This window comes from Luteitalea sp. (assembly GCF_022842525.1).
Lineage (GTDB): Bacteria > Acidobacteriota > Vicinamibacteria > Vicinamibacterales > Vicinamibacteraceae > Luteitalea.
Genome location: NZ_JALHPM010000054.1, coordinates 17,299 through 35,545 on the forward strand (window position 1 = coordinate 17,299; position 18,247 = coordinate 35,545).

17 protein-coding genes are annotated in these 18,247 nt (G+C 69.9%); 7 read left to right on the forward strand and 10 right to left on the reverse strand.

Going from position 1 to position 18,247, the window contains the following annotated elements; genetic code table 11:
* Positions 1–170 precede the first annotated feature (170 nt).
* Genes Q0C41_RS12850 through Q0C41_RS12860 form a run of 3 tightly spaced genes read left to right on the forward strand, consistent with a single transcriptional unit; the run spans position 171 to position 3,708 of the window.
* A complete protein-coding gene (locus Q0C41_RS12850) occupies positions 171–1,745 on the forward strand; it encodes a TldD/PmbA family protein (RefSeq protein ID WP_291984181.1) in 1,575 nt (524 codons plus the stop codon).
* Between the two features lie 16 nt (positions 1,746–1,761).
* The gene (locus Q0C41_RS12855; RefSeq protein WP_291984182.1) at positions 1,762–3,090 is read left to right on the forward strand and encodes a TldD/PmbA family protein; all 1,329 of its coding nucleotides are present in this window, start codon (positions 1,762–1,764) and stop codon (positions 3,088–3,090) included.
* Positions 3,091–3,102: 12 nt separating this feature from the next.
* Positions 3,103–3,708 carry a DUF998 domain-containing protein gene (locus tag Q0C41_RS12860; protein ID WP_291984183.1) on the forward strand — a complete coding sequence of 202 codons (606 nt, stop codon included), beginning with the start codon at positions 3,103–3,105 and terminating at the stop codon, positions 3,706–3,708.
* Between the two features lie 2 nt (positions 3,709–3,710).
* Here the strand turns inward: Q0C41_RS12860 and Q0C41_RS12865 are convergent, their stop codons facing one another.
* The 5 genes from Q0C41_RS12865 to Q0C41_RS12885 all read right to left on the reverse strand — a co-directional run bounded on the left by Q0C41_RS12865 (position 3,711) and on the right by Q0C41_RS12885 (position 8,089).
* Positions 3,711–4,610 (reverse strand): hypothetical protein, encoded by a 900-nt coding sequence (locus Q0C41_RS12865; protein WP_291984184.1) that lies wholly within the window; start codon positions 4,608–4,610, stop codon positions 3,711–3,713.
* Between the two features lie 68 nt (positions 4,611–4,678).
* Entirely contained in the window at positions 4,679–5,494 is an 816-nt protein-coding gene (locus Q0C41_RS12870) for a DUF1206 domain-containing protein (RefSeq protein WP_291984185.1), read from the reverse strand.
* A gap of 55 nt (positions 5,495–5,549) precedes the next feature.
* Positions 5,550–6,374: an NIPSNAP family protein gene (locus Q0C41_RS12875; protein WP_291984186.1), complete on the reverse strand. Its 825-nt coding sequence runs from the start codon at positions 6,372–6,374 to the stop codon at positions 5,550–5,552.
* Positions 6,375–6,393: 19 nt separating this feature from the next.
* A complete protein-coding gene (locus tag Q0C41_RS12880; RefSeq protein WP_291984187.1) occupies positions 6,394–7,257 on the reverse strand; it encodes a hypothetical protein in 864 nt (287 codons plus the stop codon).
* 13 nt (positions 7,258–7,270) lie between these two features.
* Positions 7,271–8,089 carry a hypothetical protein gene (locus Q0C41_RS12885; protein WP_291984188.1) on the reverse strand — a complete coding sequence of 273 codons (819 nt, stop codon included), beginning with the start codon at positions 8,087–8,089 and terminating at the stop codon, positions 7,271–7,273.
* 36 nt (positions 8,090–8,125) lie between these two features.
* On the opposite strand from Q0C41_RS12885, the gene Q0C41_RS12890 reads away from it, so the two are divergent.
* Complete coding sequence (locus Q0C41_RS12890; protein ID WP_291984189.1) at positions 8,126–9,463, forward strand: hypothetical protein; 1,338 nt, start codon at positions 8,126–8,128, stop codon at positions 9,461–9,463.
* Positions 9,464–9,468: 5 nt separating this feature from the next.
* Positions 9,469–11,181, forward strand: a complete 1,713-nt coding sequence (locus Q0C41_RS12895) for a M28 family metallopeptidase (protein WP_291984190.1) — start codon at positions 9,469–9,471, stop codon at positions 11,179–11,181.
* 4 nt (positions 11,182–11,185) lie between these two features.
* Here the strand turns inward: Q0C41_RS12895 and Q0C41_RS12900 are convergent, their stop codons facing one another.
* A complete protein-coding gene (locus tag Q0C41_RS12900) occupies positions 11,186–11,893 on the reverse strand; it encodes a DUF1080 domain-containing protein (protein ID WP_291984191.1) in 708 nt (235 codons plus the stop codon).
* A gap of 79 nt (positions 11,894–11,972) precedes the next feature.
* Here Q0C41_RS12900 and Q0C41_RS12905 point away from each other — a divergent pair, with 79 nt between their 5' ends.
* A complete protein-coding gene (locus Q0C41_RS12905; protein WP_291984192.1) occupies positions 11,973–13,166 on the forward strand; it encodes a Gfo/Idh/MocA family oxidoreductase in 1,194 nt (397 codons plus the stop codon).
* Positions 13,167–13,190: 24 nt separating this feature from the next.
* Here the strand turns inward: Q0C41_RS12905 and Q0C41_RS12910 are convergent, their stop codons facing one another.
* Positions 13,191–14,687 carry a serine hydrolase gene (locus Q0C41_RS12910; protein ID WP_291984193.1) on the reverse strand — a complete coding sequence of 499 codons (1,497 nt, stop codon included), beginning with the start codon at positions 14,685–14,687 and terminating at the stop codon, positions 13,191–13,193.
* A gap of 126 nt (positions 14,688–14,813) precedes the next feature.
* On the opposite strand from Q0C41_RS12910, the gene Q0C41_RS12915 reads away from it, so the two are divergent.
* A complete protein-coding gene (locus Q0C41_RS12915) occupies positions 14,814–15,755 on the forward strand; it encodes an SDR family NAD(P)-dependent oxidoreductase (protein ID WP_291984194.1) in 942 nt (313 codons plus the stop codon).
* A gap of 28 nt (positions 15,756–15,783) precedes the next feature.
* On the opposite strand, the gene Q0C41_RS12920 is transcribed toward Q0C41_RS12915, so the two are convergent.
* From Q0C41_RS12920 to Q0C41_RS12930, 3 genes are all read right to left on the reverse strand, one after another.
* Positions 15,784–16,923 (reverse strand): endonuclease/exonuclease/phosphatase family protein, encoded by a 1,140-nt coding sequence (locus Q0C41_RS12920; protein WP_291984195.1) that lies wholly within the window; start codon positions 16,921–16,923, stop codon positions 15,784–15,786.
* 105 nt (positions 16,924–17,028) lie between these two features.
* Positions 17,029–17,490, reverse strand: a complete 462-nt coding sequence (locus Q0C41_RS12925; RefSeq protein WP_291984196.1) for a hypothetical protein — start codon at positions 17,488–17,490, stop codon at positions 17,029–17,031.
* Between the two features lie 20 nt (positions 17,491–17,510).
* Positions 17,511–18,247, reverse strand: a 737-nt coding sequence (locus Q0C41_RS12930) for a sugar phosphate isomerase/epimerase (RefSeq protein WP_291984197.1), incomplete at its 5' end; no start/stop codon positions are given.

Sequence of the window (18,247 nt, forward strand, 5' to 3'; positions counted from 1 at the left end):
ACGTCGGCTCCGATACCGCGCCGGGCGTCGCGGGCACACCGCCCGCCTGGCGAACGTGACACGGTAGCGTCACCGTCTGGTGGCGACCTGAGGTCGGCCGGTTCGACCGCTCCGAAGATGAGCGTGGCGGCCAGCGCCTGGGCAGCCGGCCGGCCCATATAATGCGCGGAATGCAGCCAGACGGCGTCTCGCGCCGACACTTCCTCGCCTCGGGCGGCGCGCTCGTCGCCGGCAGCACGCTGCCCGACTGGGCGGAGATCGTCCAGGTCGGGCCGAGCACGGACGCCGCGCGCACCGAGGCGGCCGAGGTGGCCCTGGCCGAGGCTTCGAAGCTGGGCGCGTCCTACGCCGACATCCGGGTCAACCGCTATCGGCGCGAATCGATCGCGACGCGCGAGCAGCAGGTGCAGAACGTGTCACGCTCGGCCAGCGACGGCATGGGGTTGCGCGTCCTCGTGAACGGCGCGTGGGGCTTTGCGGCCAGCAATCGGGTCGAGGTCGCCACGGCGCGCACGCTGGCCGCTGAGGCGGTGACCATGGCCCGTGCCCACGCGGCCCTGGCGACCGCCAAGGTGGTCCTCACGCCGACCGACGTGGTCAAGACCTCGTGGACGAGCGCGTTCAGGCGCGATCCGTTCGAGGTGCCGCTGGACACGAAGCTGGCGTTCCTGCTCAAGCTCAACGCGACGGCCATGGCCGTGCCCGGCGTCTCCTTCGTCAGCTCCCAACTCCTGTTCGTCGACGAGCACAAGTACTTCGCCTCGAGTGACGGCTCGCGCATCGCACAGCGACTGGTGCGGACCTATCCGCAGTTCACGACCACGGCCGCCGACCGCGCCCGCGGCGACTTCCAGTCACGGCCGGTGGTCGATCGCGCGCAACTCGTCGGGTACGAATATGTCGAGGACTACCCCTGGTTCGCGGACGCCGAGAAGGCCGGTCACGAGGTGGTCGAGAAGCTGAAGGCGACGTCGGTCACCGCCGGTCGCTACGACCTCGTCGTCGATCCGTCTCAGCTCTTTCTCTGCATCCACGAGTCGGTCGGGCACTCGACGGAGCTGGACCGGGCGCTGGGCTACGAAGCCAACATGGCCGGCACGAGCTTTCTCCGTCCGGCCGATACCGGCCACCTCAGGTTCGGGGCCTCCATCGTCAACCTCGTGGCCGACCGCAGTCAGCCCGGCGGGCTCGCCACTACCGGCTACGACGATGAGGGCGTCAAGGCGGACCGCTGGCATCTCGTGCGTGACGGAGTGTTCGTCGACTGGCAGACGACGCGTGAACTGGCACCGCTGGTGGGGCAGTCGCGCTCGCACGGGTGCCTGCATGCCGACAGCTGGGCCAGCGTGCCGTTTCCGCGCATGCCCAATGTCTCGCTGCAGCCGGCGGCCACCGAGGTGACGCGCGACGACCTGTGCAGCGGAATCGCGCGTGGCCTGCTGATCGAAGGCCGCGGCGTGTCGTCGATCGATCAGCAGCGCTACAACTTCCAGTTCGGCGGCGCGGTCATCCGCGAGATTCGCAACGGCAAGGTCGGCGCCATGGTCAAGGATGCGGCGTACCAGTCGCGGACGCCGGACTTCTGGGCGTCCTGCGACGGCCTCGGCGGGCCGGCGTCCTACCGACTCTGGGGCACGTCGGCCGATGGCAAGGGCGAACCCGGCCAGATCAACGCGGTCAGCCACGGGTGTCCGCCCGCCCGCTTCCGCAACGTCACCGTGCTCAACACGGCATCGGCGTCGTGACGCGAGGAATCTGTCCATGTTGACCCGCGACGACGCGCTCGCGCTCTGCGACACGGTGCTGGCGCGCGCCAAGGCGGCCGGTGCCGACGATGCGATCGTCTCGGTGGAGAGCACGGTGGCGTCGCATGCCCGGTTCGCCGACAGCCGTCTGACCACCAGTGGGCGGTCGGAGGACCTCACCATCACCGTGACGGTGTGGGTCGGCCGGCGGCGAGGCGCGGCCACCGGCAACGACTCGGCCCCTGGTGCCCTCGAGCGGTTGGCGAGCGAGGCCGTGCAGATCGCGCGCGTCTCGCCCGTGCATCGCGAGTACGTCCCGACCCTGGGCCCGCTGACGTACCAGGAGTCGAACGGCTTTGCCGACGCGACGGCCGACATCGACGTCGCTGCGCGCGCCCTGGCGCTGCGCGACGTGCTCGCCGCGTGCCGCGAGGCCGGCGTGGGCGGCGCGGGGGTGCATACAGCCACGGCCTCGGCGGTGGCCGTGGCGACGGCCAACGGCAATCGCCGTTACGTCCGTTCGAGCGAGGGCGCCTTCAGTGTCACCGCGCGCAGCACCGACGGCACGGGATCGGGCTACTCCGCCGGCGATCACTTCGATGTGCGGCGTGTCGATGTCGCAGCGATCGGCAGGCGGGCCGTGGACAAGGCCGTGCGCTCGCAGGCGCCGCGGCCGATCGAGCCGGGGACCTACCCGGTGGTGCTCGAGGCCCAGGCCGTGGCCGATCTGATGGGATCGCTCGCGGGCGCCTTCGATGCCCGGACGGCGGACGAGGGACGCAGCGCGTTCTCGGGCAAGGACGGCAAGACGCGGGTCGGCGAAACGCTCTTCGACTCGCGCCTCACCCTCTACAGCGATCCCGCACACCTGGAACTGCCAGCCGTTCCCGCCACCGATGAGGGCATTCCTGCCGAGCGGATCACCCTCATTCGCGAGGGGGTTCTCGAGCGATTGCCGTACAGCCGATTCTGGGCCGCCGAGCGCACGCAGGCGCCGACACCGGGGCCGGTCAACTTCATCATGGAGGTCGCGAAGCCGACGCCCATGGGAGCACTCATCGCCGGCATGACGCGTGGCCTGCTGGTCACGCGCTTCTGGTACGTGCGCCTCGTCGACCCCCGCACCATCGTCCTCACCGGCCTGACGCGAGACGGGCTCTGGTGGGTGGAGGACGGCCAGGTGCGCCATCCCGTTCGCAACCTCCGCTTCAATCAGAGTGTGCTGACGATGCTGGCCCCGTGGAATGTCGAGGCGATTGGCCCGTCGGAGCGTCGAGCGCCGTTCATGGTGCCCTCGCTTCGCCTCGCGGGCTTCACATTCACGTCGAGGTCCGACGCGATCTGAGAGGCGCCATCGATGTCCCTGCCTGCGCGTCCTCTCGCTGCCGCGGCCATGCTGTTCGCCCATGTGCCGCCCGTGATCTTCGGCGCGCTGACACCGGGCTACAGCCACGTGCGCCAGTTCATCAGCGAGCTCGGAGCCACCGGAGCGCCGTACGGCGGCATCGTCAGCCTCGGGACCTTCCTGCCGGCCGGTGTCCTGCTCATGCTGACCTGCGCGGCCCTCACGCGCCGCGTCCCGTCGACACGCACGGCGCACCTCGGCCTCGCGATGGTGGCGCTCATCGGCCTCTCGTGGGTCGTGGCCGCCGTCGCGCCCTGCGATGCGGGCTGCCCGGCCGAAGGATCGGCGCGACAAGCCGTGCATAACCTCGCCGGGGCGGTTGGCTACGTCGGTGGTGGTGTGGGTTTCTTCATGCTCGCCAGCGCGCTGCACCGTGCGGGGGCGTCTGCCGCCCGTGTCGCCGCCACGGCGGCCTGTGGCGTGCTGTTGGTCGTGGGGTTCGTCGCGATGGCGAGACCCGAACTCGAGCCGGTGCGGGGGGCGCTCCAGCGCGTGATGGAGCTGGCGGCCTCGGCCTGGATACTCGCCACGGCGTGGCGGGCGCCGGCGACACCGTAACCCTATCCTCGGCCGTTGCGGCGCCACGCGAAGCGGGGACCACGCTTCGGCGCCTCGAGGCGCGCGGCGCTCACGAGTCGGATGACGCGAAACGCCTGGCCGCGGAACGGTTCCAGCAATTCCACCATGCGCGCGTCGGTGGCGCGCGGCTCACCGGCCAGCGCCCACGCGATGGTGTCGCGCAGGTGGAAGTCGCCGACCGGAATCGGCTCGGGACGCCCGAGCCGCACGCCCAGCACCATGGCAGACGTCCACGGGCCGATGCCGCGGACCTTCTGCAGCAAGGCGTCGGCCTCGTCTGTCGGCAGGTCGGCGGCGCGGCGCACGGCGTGCGCCACCCGTGCCACTTCCATCAGCGTGCGTGCCTGGCCCGGTCCGACACCCGCGGCCTGAAGGTGCGCCGTGCCGGCCGACCGGATCGCCCGCGGCGTCGGCGACAGGCGCAGGTCGGTCGGCCCTGGCGCCGGCTCGCCGAGTGCGAGGCACAGACGCTGCCATGTACGCGTCGCCTCCTGCCACGTCACGAGCTGCTGCAACACGAAGGTGACCAGCGCCTCGAACACGTCGCGCGTATCGGTGCTGCGCAGTCCGGCGTACCTGCGCAGCAGGCGATCGACGACGGGGTGGGGCGGCAGTGCCCACGCCGGCTCGTGGAGCCCCAGCCACCGCGGCACGTCGGCCACCGCCGCCGAGCTGCCCGGCCCCCACGCATGTGCCTGCACGTCGGGGCCGACCGTCACGCGCACCGTCGCCGGTCCGAGCGTGGTGTGTGCCGTCCGCCACAGCCCATCGGCCTCGCGACGCAGCGTGGGATCGCCAGGGCCCGTGCGCAGCAGGCGTGTCGTCTCCACGAAGTCGTATGGGCACGGCAGCGGCCAACTGCCGACGGCGTCTGGGGTCATCTGCTGGCGTGATTCTATCGAGGCGCCGCCTGTGCCTCTGGCCTATCTCGCGTTGATCCCCAGGGCCGTCACACCCTCGCGTAGCGCGCGTGCATCAACTGCCACACGCCGAAGCAGATGAGACCGACGGAGGTGATGGCAAGGAGCGTCGTCCCGAACGGCTGAGTGAGGATCTTCCCCAGCGCTTCTGCCATGCCGCCGGCCTGCGACGGGCGCCCATCCAGGCCGGCGCCGGCCAGCAGGGCGCCAATGGCCACGAACACCACACCACGGGCGCCGATGCCGAGGCGTCCGATGGTGACCACCCAGCCGAGCCCCTCAGGTCGCAACGCCGACTGATCGAGGTCGTCGCCCAGCCGCGCCTGCCACGCATGGCGCACCTGGACGAGGCCGTAGACGGCGATGCCGAGGCCCACGGCGACGACGGCCCATCGCCCCAACGGCCATTGCATGGCTTCACGCGCGTACTCGTCCGTGCTGTCGCCGGACGAGGCGCGTCCGCCCATCGCCAGGTGCAGCGCTTCCCAACCGACGGCGCCATACCCGACACTCTTGACGACGGCGCCAACCTGACGGAGCCAGACCGTGCCCTCGCGCCGGCGCAGGCGCGGCAGCCAGAACATGGCGGAGAACTCCCACGCCGCGTAGGCGAGCAGTCCGACCCCAATCGCGGCCAACAGGACGAGCCCGAACGGTTGGTCGACCACGGAGCGCAGCGCGCCAGTCGTATCGGTGAGGCGACCGCCCTCTCCCAGCGCCAGCTGGAGTGCGAGCCCGCCGATGAGCAGGTAGAGCACGCCCTTGGCCGCATATCCCACGCGGACCAGTCGCGCCATCCAGGGGCGGACGTCTCCCGCCTGCACGGGCATTGTCACGGAAGCCATGCCCGGCGACGTTGCAGGACGCGTGCCGTCGAGTCCGGCGGCACGCCCAGATGGATCAGATCGCGGAGTAGGGCGTCGGCGCCAGGAAGCGCGCGGTGTTCTTCGAGGTCGCGTCGGCGTACTGCGGCAGGTCCTTCATCTTCATCCAGCGCGGATCGGGGCCGAACGTCTTCCACGCGTTCAGATGGGTTGCCAGGTCCGGGCCGGACGTGATGTACCGCAGGTGCGGCAGGTTCGGGCCCGCGAGCCCCTGGCCGAAGAACAGCGGCGACATGCCCAGCGTGCGCATGATCTCGATCTCGCCCTCGTCGAACATCGCGATCTTGGCCAGTGCCTTGACCTCGCTGTGGCTCTCGTAGTCGCGCATCTCGAACACGCGCGTCGGCACCCGCTTCTTCGCGAACTCAGGCACGGTCATCGCCGGGTGTCCCTTGAAGGCGATATAGAGCCAGCTGTCGATGCGGTCGAAGGCGGGTGACCCCTTGGGGGCCTGCAGGTAGTCCGCGCCAGCCGTCCGAACCGACGGGTCGGCGTTGAGGTCGGCGCTGACGTGCACGAACGATTCGAGCGTGCGGTGCGGAATCAACACCCAGATCGGCGTGTCCGGCTTGGGCGCGCTCGTCTGCGCCGGCTTGTTCACCTCGAGTTCCGTGAACACGCCCGCGGCACCGATGCCCTGCTTCTGGAGCGCGGGCAACAGGGCCTTCTCGAAGTACGCATCGAGCGCCGTCGTCGGCGCGCCGGGCTTGAGGCGATACGCGCGGAGTTCGTAGTACTCGCGTGCGGCAGCCTTCTGCGCGCGAAGGTCGGGACTGGAGGCTGCGGCAACGGCGGAGGCGGCAAGCGACGTGGCGACGAACTGGCGACGGGAGGTGCGCATGCGCACCAGCCTACACCCCCTACCCCAACCGGGCGAACAGCTCAGGATGCAGCTGTTTCATCGCGGCTCTCGTGCGCGCGACGATGTCGTTGGGCTGTCGCTGCGCCTTCCAGGCCCGATAGGCCTGCCAGAACAGCCGCGCGCGGGCGCTGTCGTCGTCTGGCACCGGTGTGTCGAGGACGGCGCTGACCTCCGCGGTCGATGGCCTGTCCCTCGGCACGTCCCACAGCCGCTCCTGCGCGCCCAGCACCGGATACCACGCCGGCGACAACCCCGACGCGTCCAGGACATCGAGCTCGCGGTCGCCCAGGGCGTCGAGGGAGATCGGCAGGCCACGCACGAGCGCGTCGCGCAGCAGCGCGCGCGCCAGCAGATGGCCCTGGCCCGGATGTTGGAAGGGACCGCTCGCCGAGCGGTCCGAGTCCGATGCCGTCATCACGCGATAGACATGCGGGAAGGCGCCGGCGTCGAGCCTCGCGGCGAGGCCGTCGGTCCCGTCGTGCGCGAGGGCCAACCGCACGAGCGTCGCCGTCACGTGGCGCAGCCAGACGTTGGTCGGTGCCTTCGCTGCGATGTCGCCGATCAGCGTGCCGGCGTGCTCGATGGAGTCGGGGGCGTTCGACGCGAGCGCGGACAGCGTCGGCGCCGCCTCGTCGATGCTGTCGGCCTGCGCGGCCGTGGCGGCCTGTCGCAGCCGCGCGAGCAGGTCGAGGCTCGCCCGCCAGTCGGCGGCCTCGATGGCGTGGACCACATCCGTCTCGAGCGCGGCCTGCGTGCCCAGCAGCGACGGCTGCGCGACGCGAATCGTCACCTCGAGCGGTGTCTGGTCGTCGGCAGCGGTGTCCTCGAATGGCAGGGTCGGGTGCGAGGGAGGACGTTTCATCCTGACGAGTGTGCTACCGAATGACCTTCCACGTCCGCAGCCACTCGCCGAGCGCGTACAGATGATCGACGTGGTCCGGCGCCGTGTTGCCCGCGAAGCCGAGCACGTGGAGGCCGCCACGCCGCGCCTCACTGAGCTGTTGCATGCCGAGGGGGCCCCACTTCAGCACCGGTCGGCGGGGGAGGCCGAGCGACGCCAGCAGGGCGTTGGCGGTGTCCGTGGTGCTGGCGTAGGTGCCGGGATAGACCTCAGAGTGCGTGACCCACAACCGCGCCCGACCAGCGGCCGCCTCCGCGGCATAGCTGGCGAACACTGCAAGACCCGCGACGTCCGTCGCGGGATCCGTCGCGCGTGGGCCAGAGGTCGCGCCTTCGCCGAGGTTCGACGCGTGCAGGCTGTCGAGCAGCACGATGGCCGAGAGGCGCGGCGTGGGGGCCGGCTGTTCGAGAATGGCGCGCACCGCGCCGTAGCCGGCACTCCACGACGTGAGCGTCAGGCTCGACCATGTGGGTCGACGTCCCGTGAGTGTGCCGGCCGCGGTCGCCGCCTCGTCCAGCAGCGCCGCAAGTCGGCCGGCGTCTGCAAACGGTGCGGCGTAGCGTCCCGACCCCGATCCGAGCGTGACCGTGACGAGTGCGGCCTGCGACGCGGACGCGGCGATGTGCTGTTGGACCAACCATGCGGCGCCGTGGAAGTGGATTACCAGCGGCATCGATGCGGACATCGGCGACGGATTCTGGGCCGACTGCGCCTGCAGGGGAGCGATGGTGATGGCGCTCGTGATCGCCAGGGCGCATCCGACCAGCGCGTGTCGACACCGGGTGTGCGTCATGCTGGTGTATGGTGGCACCACTCCAGTCACCGACAGATGCAGAGATTGCCGACCCTGTCCGCCGCGCTCGCCGTCACGCTGCTCCTCGCCGTCGGTGCGCGTGCGCAGCCGACCCGCATCGACGTCGTCACCCCCATCGCCCCTGAACTGGCGGCCTACGGCTCGTCCGCGATTGGCGTCCGGACGGTGACGGCCGTCGACCGCAATCGCCCGGACATCCTGCGCACGAAAGAGGGTGAGCCGACGGCACGCTACGACCGTCGCTTCGTGCTGGAAGTGTGGTATCCCGCGACGCTTGCCCCTGGCCAGACCCCGGGTGGCACGTACCAGACGGTGGCGCGTGACCCGTCGATCGCCGTGACGCTGCGCGGCCAGGCCGTGCGCGACGCGACGCTGTCGACCGCAGGCGGGCCGTTCCCGCTGGTGCTGCTGTCGCACGGCTATCCGGGCAACCGCTACCTGATGAGCCATCTCGGCGAGAACCTCGCGAGCAAGGGCTTCATCGTGGTGTCGATCGACCACGCGGACAGCACCTACGACGACCAGCAGGCCTTCGCGAGCACGCTGTACAACCGGGCCTTCGACCAGGGATTCGTGCTCGACGAGATGGCGCGCCTGGCCGCCCCAGGCTCGGGCAGCTTCCTGAGTGGACGTGTCGACGTCACCCGCACCGGGCTCGTGGGCTACTCGATGGGCGGCTACGGCGTGATCAACACCATCGGCGGCGGCTACAGCGAGATGGCACAGACGATGAGAGGCGCGCCGCCCAATCGGCTGCTGCGTGAACGCGCGGCGAGTCATCCGGCCTACCGCGCGTCGATCGATCCGCGCGTCAAGGCCGCGATCGCCATCGGGCCGTGGGGCATGCAGGTCGGGATGTGGGATGCCGAGGGCCTGGGCGGCATCCGCACGCCGGTGCTGTTCGTCGGAGGCAGTGTGGACGATGTGTCGGGCTACGCGAAGGGCACGCGTGCGCTGTTCGAGGGGACGGTCAACGCCGACCGCTACCTGCTGACGTTCGTCGGTGCGAACCACAACGCCGCGGCGCCGCATCCGGCGCCTGCCGAGACCCTCGGCGCGACGGGACGGGCCGTCATCGCCTATACGCAACACGCCGACGCGGTGTGGGACACGGTGCGCATGAACAACATCCTGCAGCACTTCGCCACCGCGTACTTCGATCGTCACCTGAAGGGCGACGAGGCGAAGCAGGCGTACTTCGACGTCGTCCCGTCCGGAAGCGACGCGGTGTACGCCGTGGACCGCGAAGGCCGTGTGCAGTCGACGCATACGTACTGGAAGGGGTTCCCGCGAGGGACGGCCGTCGGGCTCACGCTCGAACACGCCCCGCCGACCGGGCCCGCGGTACGATGAACGCCATGCGTTCCGCTGCCGCGCTCCTTCTCCTGCCTGTCGCCCTTGCCGCTGCCTGCAGTCGCGAACCCGCGCCGACCGCGCCTGCCCCGGTCGCGCGTGTGCCGATCGCCGACCTGCCGTCCATCGACGCCGCACGCCTGCTCGAGCAGACCCGCGCGCTGTCGTCCGACGAGTTCCAGGGACGCAAGCCCGGCACCGAGGGCGAGACGCGAACGGTGGCGTATCTCGAACAGCAGTTCACGGCCCTCGGGCTGCAGCCGGGCAACACCGACGGCACATACGTGCAGGACGTCCGCCTGGTCGGTCTCACGCCGTCGCCGCAGCGTCCGCTGACGGTGTCCGGCGGCGGGAAGACGACGACGTTCGCGTGGCGGGACGAGGTCGTCGCGTGGAGCAAGCACGTCGCCGACCAGGCCAGTCTCGCGAATTCCGAGATGGTGTTCGTCGGCTACGGCGTGACGGCTCCCGAGTTCGACTGGAACGACTTCAAGGACCTCGACGTCAAGGGCAAGACGCTCGTGGTGCTCGTCAACGATCCACAGGTGCCCTCGGCATCGGATCCCTCGACGCTCGACGACACGGTCTTCGGCGGGCGCGCCATGACCTACTACGGGCGCTGGACCTACAAGTACGAGGAAGCCGCCCGCCGCGGCGCCGCCGGCGTGCTCATCGTCCACGAGACCGGCCCGGCCGGCTATCCCTTCTCGGTCGTGCAGGGCAACCTCGGCGAACGCCTCGACCTGGTGACCGCCGACAAGAACATGAGTCGCGCCAGCGTGGAAGGCTGGTTGTCGCTCGACGCGGCGCGGAAACTGATGGCGCTGGCGGGGCAGGATCTCGACGCCCTCAAGACCAAGGCGCTGTCGCGCGACTTCACGCCGGTGCCGCTCGGGGTGACGGCCTCGATGGCCATCTCGACGAAGATCCGTACGATGGCATCGAAGAACGTCCTGGCCAGGCTCGAGGGCAGCGACCCCGCGCTCAAGGACGAATACGTGGTCTACACCGCGCACTGGGATCACTTCGGCGTCGGCGAGCCCGTCGATGGCGACACCATCTACAACGGGGCGCTCGACAACGCGTCAGGGACGGCGATGGTGCTCGAGATCGCGCGCGCGTTCACGCAGGTGACGCCGAAGCCGAAGCGCTCGGTGCTGTTCCTGCTGGTCACGGCCGAGGAGCAGGGCCTGCTGGGGTCGGCTTACTACGCCGAGTATCCGATCTACCCGCTGGAGAAGACGGTGGCGGTGGTCAACATCGACGGCATCAACCAGTGGGGCCGCACCAAGGATCTCACGGTGGTCGGGCTCGGCGCCTCGCAGCTGGACGACTACCTGCGCGAGGCCGCCACCGAGCAGGGCCGCACGCTGCGGCCCGATCCCGAGTCGGAGAAGGGGTACTACTACCGCTCCGATCACTTCAACTTCGCCAAGAAGGGCGTGCCGGCGCTCTACACCGACACCGGCATCGAGTACGTGGGCAAGGACGCCAGCTACGGTACGCAGAAGCGCGACGAGTACACCAGCCGCGACTACCACAGCCCGTCCGACGAGGTGAAGGACGACTGGGACCTCACCGGGGCCGTGGAAGATGCCCGGTTGCTGATGGCCGTCGGCTACCGTGTGGCCAACGCGGCGACGTGGCCGGAGTGGGCGCCGGGTAACGAGTTCCGCGCCGCCCGCGAGCAGATGCTGGGCGGCTCGACCAGGCCCTGACGGATCACGGTAGCGGCCGGACGCGGATCTGCCTGTACCAGACCTGCGCCTTGCCGCCGCCGTGCACCTGCAGCGCAATCCGTCCGCGCTGCGGCATCGCGGCGTCTGGTTCGGTGTAGTCGATGGTCTGCGCGCCGTTGATGACGGCGACGATGCGCCGGCCGTCGCACCGGATCTCGTAGTCGTTCCAGTCGCCCCGCCGCAGCACGCGCGAGACGACGGCCATATCCGATTGGGCAAGCACGCGGTTACGGCGCGATTCGTCGTACAGGCTGCCCCACCAGGCCGGATCGCCGAGATCCAGCTGATAGCCGACCATCTCGTGGTGCCCGGGCACGCGCTGGCTCCGCACTTGCACGCCGGCGTTGATCAAGCCCTCGGTGCCGAGCAGCTTGAACTGCACCTTCAGGACGAAGTCGCCGAACTCGCGCGTCGTTGCCAGGAACTCGTTGTGCGGCACTGTCTCGTCGAGGCTGCCGCCGACGATCGCGTTGTCGACGATACGCCAGGTGCGGGCGGTGTCGCCGTCCCAGCCGGCGAAGGAGGTGCCGTCGAAGAGCGCCTCGAAGGCCGGCTCCAGCGTGCCCGACCGGGCAGCCGGCGTCGCCAGCGCAGCGACTGGCTGGAGATCGTCAGGCGTCAGCGCTCGACCAGTCAGTGGCACGGCCAGAAGGGCCGCCGCCGCGCACACGATCCGCTGGGGGCTCCGCATGTCGCCAGTCTACGCCTGGTCCTCGGGCGTGTCCGGGGCGGGGCCGCGCCTGTACAATCGCCCCCACACAGGAGGCTCGATGCAACCGACTCGTCGTACGTTCCTGACGGCCGCGTCCGGGCTCGCGCTCGGCACTCGCCTTGCCGCCGCGTCCACGCAGGGTGCCAACGACCGCATCCGTATCGGCGTCATCGGTACCGGGGGGCGTGCGCGTGGGCTGATGGGCCAGCTCAAGGCGATACGCGGCGTCGAACTGACGACGCTGTGCGACGTCTACGGACCCAGCCTCGCGCGGGCGAAGGAACACGCGCCGGCAGCGGCGCACGTGGCCGACTATCGGCGCATGCTCGACGACCCGGCGATCGACGCGGTGCTCATCGGGGCGCCCGATCACTGGCATCGCACGATGACCATCGACGCGGTGAAGGCCGGCAAGGACGTCTACGTCGAGAAGCCGATCTCGCGCACCATCGAGGAGGGCGAGGCGATGGTGCAGGCCGTGGAGGCCTCCAGGCAGGTCGTACAGACCGGCACGCAGCAGCGCAGCTGGAGTCACTTCACGCTCGGGAAGGAACTGCTGGACTCGGGTCGCCTGGGGCAGACGACGTTCGTGCACACGTACTGGTACCAACAGCCCGGATCGATCGCCAGCGCCACGGTTGACACGGCGGGCCTCGACTGGAAGGCCTGGCTCGGGCCCGCGCCCGCCCGCCCGTTCGACCCGGAGCGCCTGCTCCAGTGGCGGCACTTCTGGGACTACGGCGGCGGCGGGTTCACAGACCTCCTGACGCACTGGATCGATGTCGTCCACTGGTACATGGAGGTCGAGGCGCCGCGGTCCGCGCTCGCGACCGGCGCGAATCACCTCCGGCGATCGTGGGACGCCCCAGACACGTGCACCGCGTCGCTGGAGTTTCCCAAGGACTTCTCGACCACCTACATCGGCTCGTTCAACAGCCGCACCGACGATGGCGGGCTCGAGTTCCGGGGGACCGAGGCGACGATGAAGATCGACAGGCGCCGTCTGGCCGTGTATCGCAACGACGCGCCGTACGCGCCTGGCACGCACGCACCGGAGCCGGAGATCTACGTGCGCGGCGGCGCCGACGGCACGATCGCGCACCTGCAGAACTGGGTGGATTGCATGCGCAGCCGAAAGACGCCCACGGCCGACATCCGCACGGGCCACATGGCGGCGCGAACGTCGCACCTGGCCAACATCGCGCTGCGTGAGAAGCGACGCGTGACGTGGGACGGCACCGCCGTGCGCTGAGTACTCTCACGCGCGGGGTGCTGTTCACCGGCCCGGCGGCATGCGTACGGCGTCCACGAGCCCCCGCACGGCCTTGTCGAGCAGCTTCATGCCGGTCGTGTCACCGCGCATGTGGCCGAGGCGGACGATCACGAGGTCACGTGACGGGATGATGATCACGCGCTGGCCGCCCGCGCCGGCCATCCAGAAGGCATCCGGTGGGGCGTCGAGTTCCTGCGTGCCGTTCACCCAGAAGAGGCCGCCGTAGCGTGGCGTGGCCCAGCCGGGTGCCGGCGTGCGGACGAAGGTGGCGAATCCCTCGGGCAACAGCCGCGTGCCCTGCCACATGCCGTCCTGCGCGTAGAGCAGGCCGAGCCGCGCCCAGTTGCGCACGGTGCCGTAGTCGAACCCGCTGAGGATGAAGTTGCCGTACGGATCCGGTTCGAGCACCTGCCGGCGGATGCCGATCCGATCGAACAGGGCGCGCTGCGGCCAGGTGAGGTAGGTCTCGCCGCGCGACTCCACCACCTGCCGCACGATGGCGCCGAGCGTGAGCGGATCGCAGTTGCGGTAGCGTCCCTCGGTGCCTGGGGGGAACTGCAGCGGGCGACTCGTCGAGAACCGGAAGACGTCGATGGCCCCGGAATAGACCAGCGCGTGCGCGGGGTACCCATCGCGCTCCGGCGCGAAGTCCGGATCCCCGGGCGACGTGCAGTGCAGGCCGCTGCTCATCCGCAACAGGTGGCTGAGGGTGATGGCGCGTCGCGGATCGGTCGGCGCCTGCCACGACGGGACGGGCGCGGGTGCGTCGATCGTCAACGCGCCCTGCTGGATCAGCAGGCCTACCAGCGTCGCCGTGAGGCTCTTGCCCATCGACCAGCTCTCGAGCTGCGTGTCCGCCGTGGCACCCAGGGCATACCGCTCGGCGACGATGCGGCCCTTGTGCAGGACGAGCATGCCGGCGGTCAGGGCCTCGGGGTCGGAGAAGGCGAGGTCCATCGCCGCGTCGACGCCGCGCCTGTCGAGATCGGCGGGCCACGGCGCCTCCACCACCCTGTCGCCCATCGGCCAGGGCTGGCTCTTCGCGTCCGGCAGCGTGGTCTTGACCGGCATGGGCGTGAAGAGGACGGAGTCGGTGCCTTCAGGATGGATGACGCAGCCCTGGTCGCCGTAGAAGCCGGCCGATCGCGTGACGACCCCTCGGACGGTGGCTCGGACGATCTTCCGCTCGCGATCGATCGTGGTGGTGATGTGCGGGCGTTCCGCCTCGGGCGTCAGGAAGAAGGCGCTGTTGAGGCGCGCCTCCGCTTCGTCGCGACCGGAGACGAAGACGGCCGAGCACAGGATCTTGGCGTACGCCGCGGCGCCGAGGGTCAACGGCGTGTCGCGCGGCGAGAAGCCGCCGGTAGTCGCGGGATTGAGTGCGGCGGCGTCGGGGCGGACCTGTTCCGCCCTCATCGTGGCGGCGGCGATCACGACCAGGCCGGCGACCAGCAACTGGCTCGGACGGAGAGACGGACGACGCGACGCGGGCGTGCACATGAGGGGAGTCTCCACAGGTTCTCACGGTGACGGCCGGCTCGGAGAGCCGGCCCTACCCACCGAAGGCGTTCAGATGATACGGGCGCAGGCGTACAATGCCCGCCTGGAGAACAACTGATGAGACTGATGCGAACCATTGCGATCGCGTGGCTCCTCGCCATGGGCGTCGCGTCCGTCCAGGCGCAGGGGCCTGCGCAGGCCCCTGCCGCGTCATCCGGCGCCACGCGCAAGGCCGTGCTCGTCACCGGCGCGAGTACGGGCATCGGGCGGAAGATCACCGAGCGGCTGGCGGCCGACGGGTACTTCGTCTACGCGGGGGCTCGCAAGCCGCAGGACCTCCAGGCGCTCGGCACGATCCCGAACGTCCAGGCCATCAGGATCGACGTCACCAGCGCGACCGACATCGCCGACGCCGTGGCGACCGTCACGAAGGCCGGTCGCGGGCTGTACGGCATCGTCAACAACGCCGGTGTCGCCGTCAGTGGTCCCCTGACGGACACGACGGAAGAAGACATGCAGTACGTGATGAACATCAACGCCTACGGGCCGTGGCGCATCAGCAAGGCGTTTGCGCCGCTGGTCGTCGCCGAGCAGGGCCGCATCGTCACCATCGGCTCGATCTCGGGCATTCTCTCCGGTGCCACGCTTGGCGTGTACAGCATGAGCAAGCACGCGGTGGAGGCGTTCACCGATTCGCTGGCGCTGCAGATGGCGCCGCTCGGCGTGTCGGTCATCGTTGTCGAACCGGGCAACTACGATTCCGAGATCATGCGCACCGCTGTGGCACGAGCCGGCGGCGACGCCAAAGCAGGCGACCGCTCCCAGTACAAGCCACCCGACGAGGTCGCGGCGTCGGTCGCGCAGGCGCTGTCTGAAGCGACGCCGAAGCGGCGGTACATGACGGTGCCCACGGCGCGCGAGGGCGAGATCACGATCCGGAAAGCCATCGAGGAACTGGTGCAGCTGAACGAGGGCCACGCGTACACGTACGACCGTGCGGCGCTGATGGCGATGCTCGACGAGGCGCTGGCCAAGGCGCGTCCGAAGGTGGCGGCGCCGGTGCCCTGAGGTGGTCGCAGGGGCCCGGACGTCCCGCTCACGTCGGCGTGCGTGTCGCGCGGCCCTTGCCCTCGTCGTCCACGTAGGGCTCCGCCTCGCGCGCCTCCTCCACGATCTCGTCGGCGTGGTTCAGGTCGGTCTCGGTGGGCGTCGGTTTCTCGATCTCTGGCTTCCGCTCCGGGGTGTACGCCAGTTCCGTCAGGATGGGGAAGTGGTCCGACCCGGTGTGCTGCAGCACCCGCAACTCGCGGAGCGTGAAGTGCCGGGTGTGGAACACGTGATCCAGCGGGTAGCGCGCCAGCGCATGGTTGGCGTCGAAGGTGCTGAACATGCCCCGGCCGACGCGCGGGTCGACCATGTGACTGACCCGCTTGAACAGCGTCGCCGTATACGACCACGCCACGTCGTTGAGATCGCCGACGACGATCGACGGACGCCCGTGCTCGGCGATCTCCTTGCCGATGAGCACGAGTTCGGCGTCGCGTCCGTAACTGGGGCTGTCCGGCAGCGGCGGCGGGGGATGCACGGCGTAGAGCAGCACCTGGTCGCCCGACCGCAGACGGACCACGGCGCGCATCGAGGGCACGTCCTCGGTGACCAGGCAGCGGACGTCGCACTCCACGATCGGCAGGCGTGAGAAGAGCAGCATGCCGTAGTGGTTCTCGAGGGGGCAGCGCGTGATGCAGGGGTAGTCCGCTTCGAGGACGTCCAGCTGATCGGCCCACCACGCGTCGGTCTCCACCAGGCACACGATGTCGGGATCCGCCGCCCGGATCTCGCGCAGCACGAGATCGGCGCGGCGATTCTCCTGCAGCACATTGGCCATGAAGAGCCGCAGGCAGCGCTCCGGGGGCACGTCGTGGGCCGTCGGGACCTGGCGGGGATAGAGCGGGGTGTAGGGGGCCATCTTCGCGGCCTGGTACACCAGGGCGGCGCCAAGCACGGCCGTGAGCGCGCGGTCGGTCTGGCTCGTCGTGCCCCATCGCTGCATCGCGGCCTGGCCCACGAGGCCCAGCGCCGTGATCTGTGCGCGCGGGAAATCCCAGATGCGCACCCAGCCCCGTCCTGTCCTGAAGAGCGGCAGGAGCGTCAGCGCGATCGGCAGGACCGCGAGCGCCCGTGCCAGGTTCGCCGCGGGGCCGTGTTCCGGTGAAGCTGCAAGGCGCGCGGTCTCCATGGTCGCCCATTGACGAGCAAACCGCGTGCCAGTCGGACGTCGGGCGCATCCCCCCGTCGCCGCCACGCAGGCCGACCTGAGGGAGCACCGACCATGCCCAGGTGTTCAGAGTTTGAACAGGTCGTCGAAGGCCTTCTGTGCGCTCGACACGCCCGAGGGCGCCACTTTCGACGAGGTCTCGCGTTCCCACGACGCACGGACGGCAAACAGGGTGCAGTCGTTGGCGGCGTCCTTCGGCGAGATGCGCGCGGGAATCGTCCGCGTGCATTCGAACGTCGCGCTCGTGTTGAAGTGGGCGCACTGGGCGCAGGCATGCAGGGCCTGGCCGCAGCGTGCACAGGTGCTGCGCGAGAGAATGTCCGGCTCGACCGGCGCGCCGCAGCCGGCGCACTTGACCACCTCGTGGAAGCCCATGAGGTTCGGGTTGCGGGCGCCTTCCGAGGACAGCCGCCGGGTCGCGGCGGGCGCCCCCGGTTCCTGCGGCGGGCGACGATCGCGATCCGGCTGGCGCGCCCGATCGCGGTCGTCGTCCTGGTAGCCGTGCTGACGGTACTTGCGTTCCGACATCGTTCGGCTCCGCTCAGGCCCTAGGCCAGGACGCGCTTGCAGAACTCGACGCAGGTGCGGACTTCGGCCACCGGGGTCGACCCGGCGGGCACGTCGTATTCCATCTCGATGGTGGCGGGGAAGGTGTAGCCGTGCGTGCGCACGGACTGCAGGATGCGGCCGATCGGCGTGTCGCCCTGGCCCCAGGGCACGTTGGCGCCGCCGTTTTCCTTCGACTTGCGATCCTTGAGATGGAAGCTGCAGATGCGGTCGTGGAACTTCTCGAGGAAGACGACGGGGTCGCCGCTGCTGGCGGCCACGTAGTGACCGAAATCGATGTTGGCCTGGTTGCCTTTGGAGATGGCGAAGGCCTCGTCGAAGGCCGTCAGCGTCCCTTGCAGGTGCGTGTGATAGCCCACATAGACCTTCTTCTTCACCGCCCAGTCGCCGAGTCGCTTCAGCGCCGCGGCGTCGGTGGGCAGTTCGAGCGTCGTGTGTGACGCGCCGAGGGCTTCTGCCACGCTGAACGTGTACTCGAGTTCCTCGTCCGACATGTTCGTCGAGAGCATCTTGGTGGCATAGATGGTGACGCCGGCGTCGTTGTACATCTTGCGCAACGCCTTGAACCTGTCCATCGACTGCGACAACCGCCAGGTCTTGATGGCGGTCGAGTACCGCTCGCGCGAGGCCAGTTCCTCGGGCGTGGGCGGACGCCTGCCGCCCGGGGCGCCCGGTTGCGCCGCGGCCGCGGGTGGGGCGGCCCCGCCTGGGGCCCCCG

Bases quoted from the DNA above. Each gene is read 5' to 3' on its own strand.
- Q0C41_RS12865 (WP_291984184.1), bottom strand. From the start codon at position 4,610: ATGACCCCAGACGCCGTCGGCAGTTGGCCGCTGCCGTGCCCATACGAC.
- Q0C41_RS12920 (WP_291984195.1), bottom strand. From the start codon at position 16,923: ATGGAGACCGCGCGCCTTGCAGCTTCACCGGAACACGGCCCCGCGGCG.
- Q0C41_RS12860 (WP_291984183.1), top strand. From the start codon at position 3,103: ATGTCCCTGCCTGCGCGTCCTCTCGCTGCCGCGGCCATGCTGTTCGCC.
- Q0C41_RS12885 (WP_291984188.1), bottom strand. From the start codon at position 8,089: ATGACGCACACCCGGTGTCGACACGCGCTGGTCGGATGCGCCCTGGCG.
- Q0C41_RS12915 (WP_291984194.1), top strand. From the start codon at position 14,814: ATGCGAACCATTGCGATCGCGTGGCTCCTCGCCATGGGCGTCGCGTCC.
- Q0C41_RS12895 (WP_291984190.1), top strand. From the start codon at position 9,469: ATGCGTTCCGCTGCCGCGCTCCTTCTCCTGCCTGTCGCCCTTGCCGCT.
- Q0C41_RS12910 (WP_291984193.1), bottom strand. From the start codon at position 14,687: ATGTGCACGCCCGCGTCGCGTCGTCCGTCTCTCCGTCCGAGCCAGTTG.
- Q0C41_RS12870 (WP_291984185.1), bottom strand. From the start codon at position 5,494: ATGGCTTCCGTGACAATGCCCGTGCAGGCGGGAGACGTCCGCCCCTGG.
- Q0C41_RS12855 (WP_291984182.1), top strand. From the start codon at position 1,762: ATGTTGACCCGCGACGACGCGCTCGCGCTCTGCGACACGGTGCTGGCG.
- Q0C41_RS12925 (WP_291984196.1), bottom strand. From the start codon at position 17,490: ATGTCGGAACGCAAGTACCGTCAGCACGGCTACCAGGACGACGACCGC.
- Q0C41_RS12850 (WP_291984181.1), top strand. From the start codon at position 171: ATGCAGCCAGACGGCGTCTCGCGCCGACACTTCCTCGCCTCGGGCGGC.
- Q0C41_RS12900 (WP_291984191.1), bottom strand. From the start codon at position 11,893: ATGCGGAGCCCCCAGCGGATCGTGTGCGCGGCGGCGGCCCTTCTGGCC.
- Q0C41_RS12875 (WP_291984186.1), bottom strand. From the start codon at position 6,374: ATGCGCACCTCCCGTCGCCAGTTCGTCGCCACGTCGCTTGCCGCCTCC.
- Q0C41_RS12880 (WP_291984187.1), bottom strand. From the start codon at position 7,257: ATGAAACGTCCTCCCTCGCACCCGACCCTGCCATTCGAGGACACCGCT.
- Q0C41_RS12890 (WP_291984189.1), top strand. From the start codon at position 8,126: ATGCAGAGATTGCCGACCCTGTCCGCCGCGCTCGCCGTCACGCTGCTC.
- Q0C41_RS12905 (WP_291984192.1), top strand. From the start codon at position 11,973: ATGCAACCGACTCGTCGTACGTTCCTGACGGCCGCGTCCGGGCTCGCG.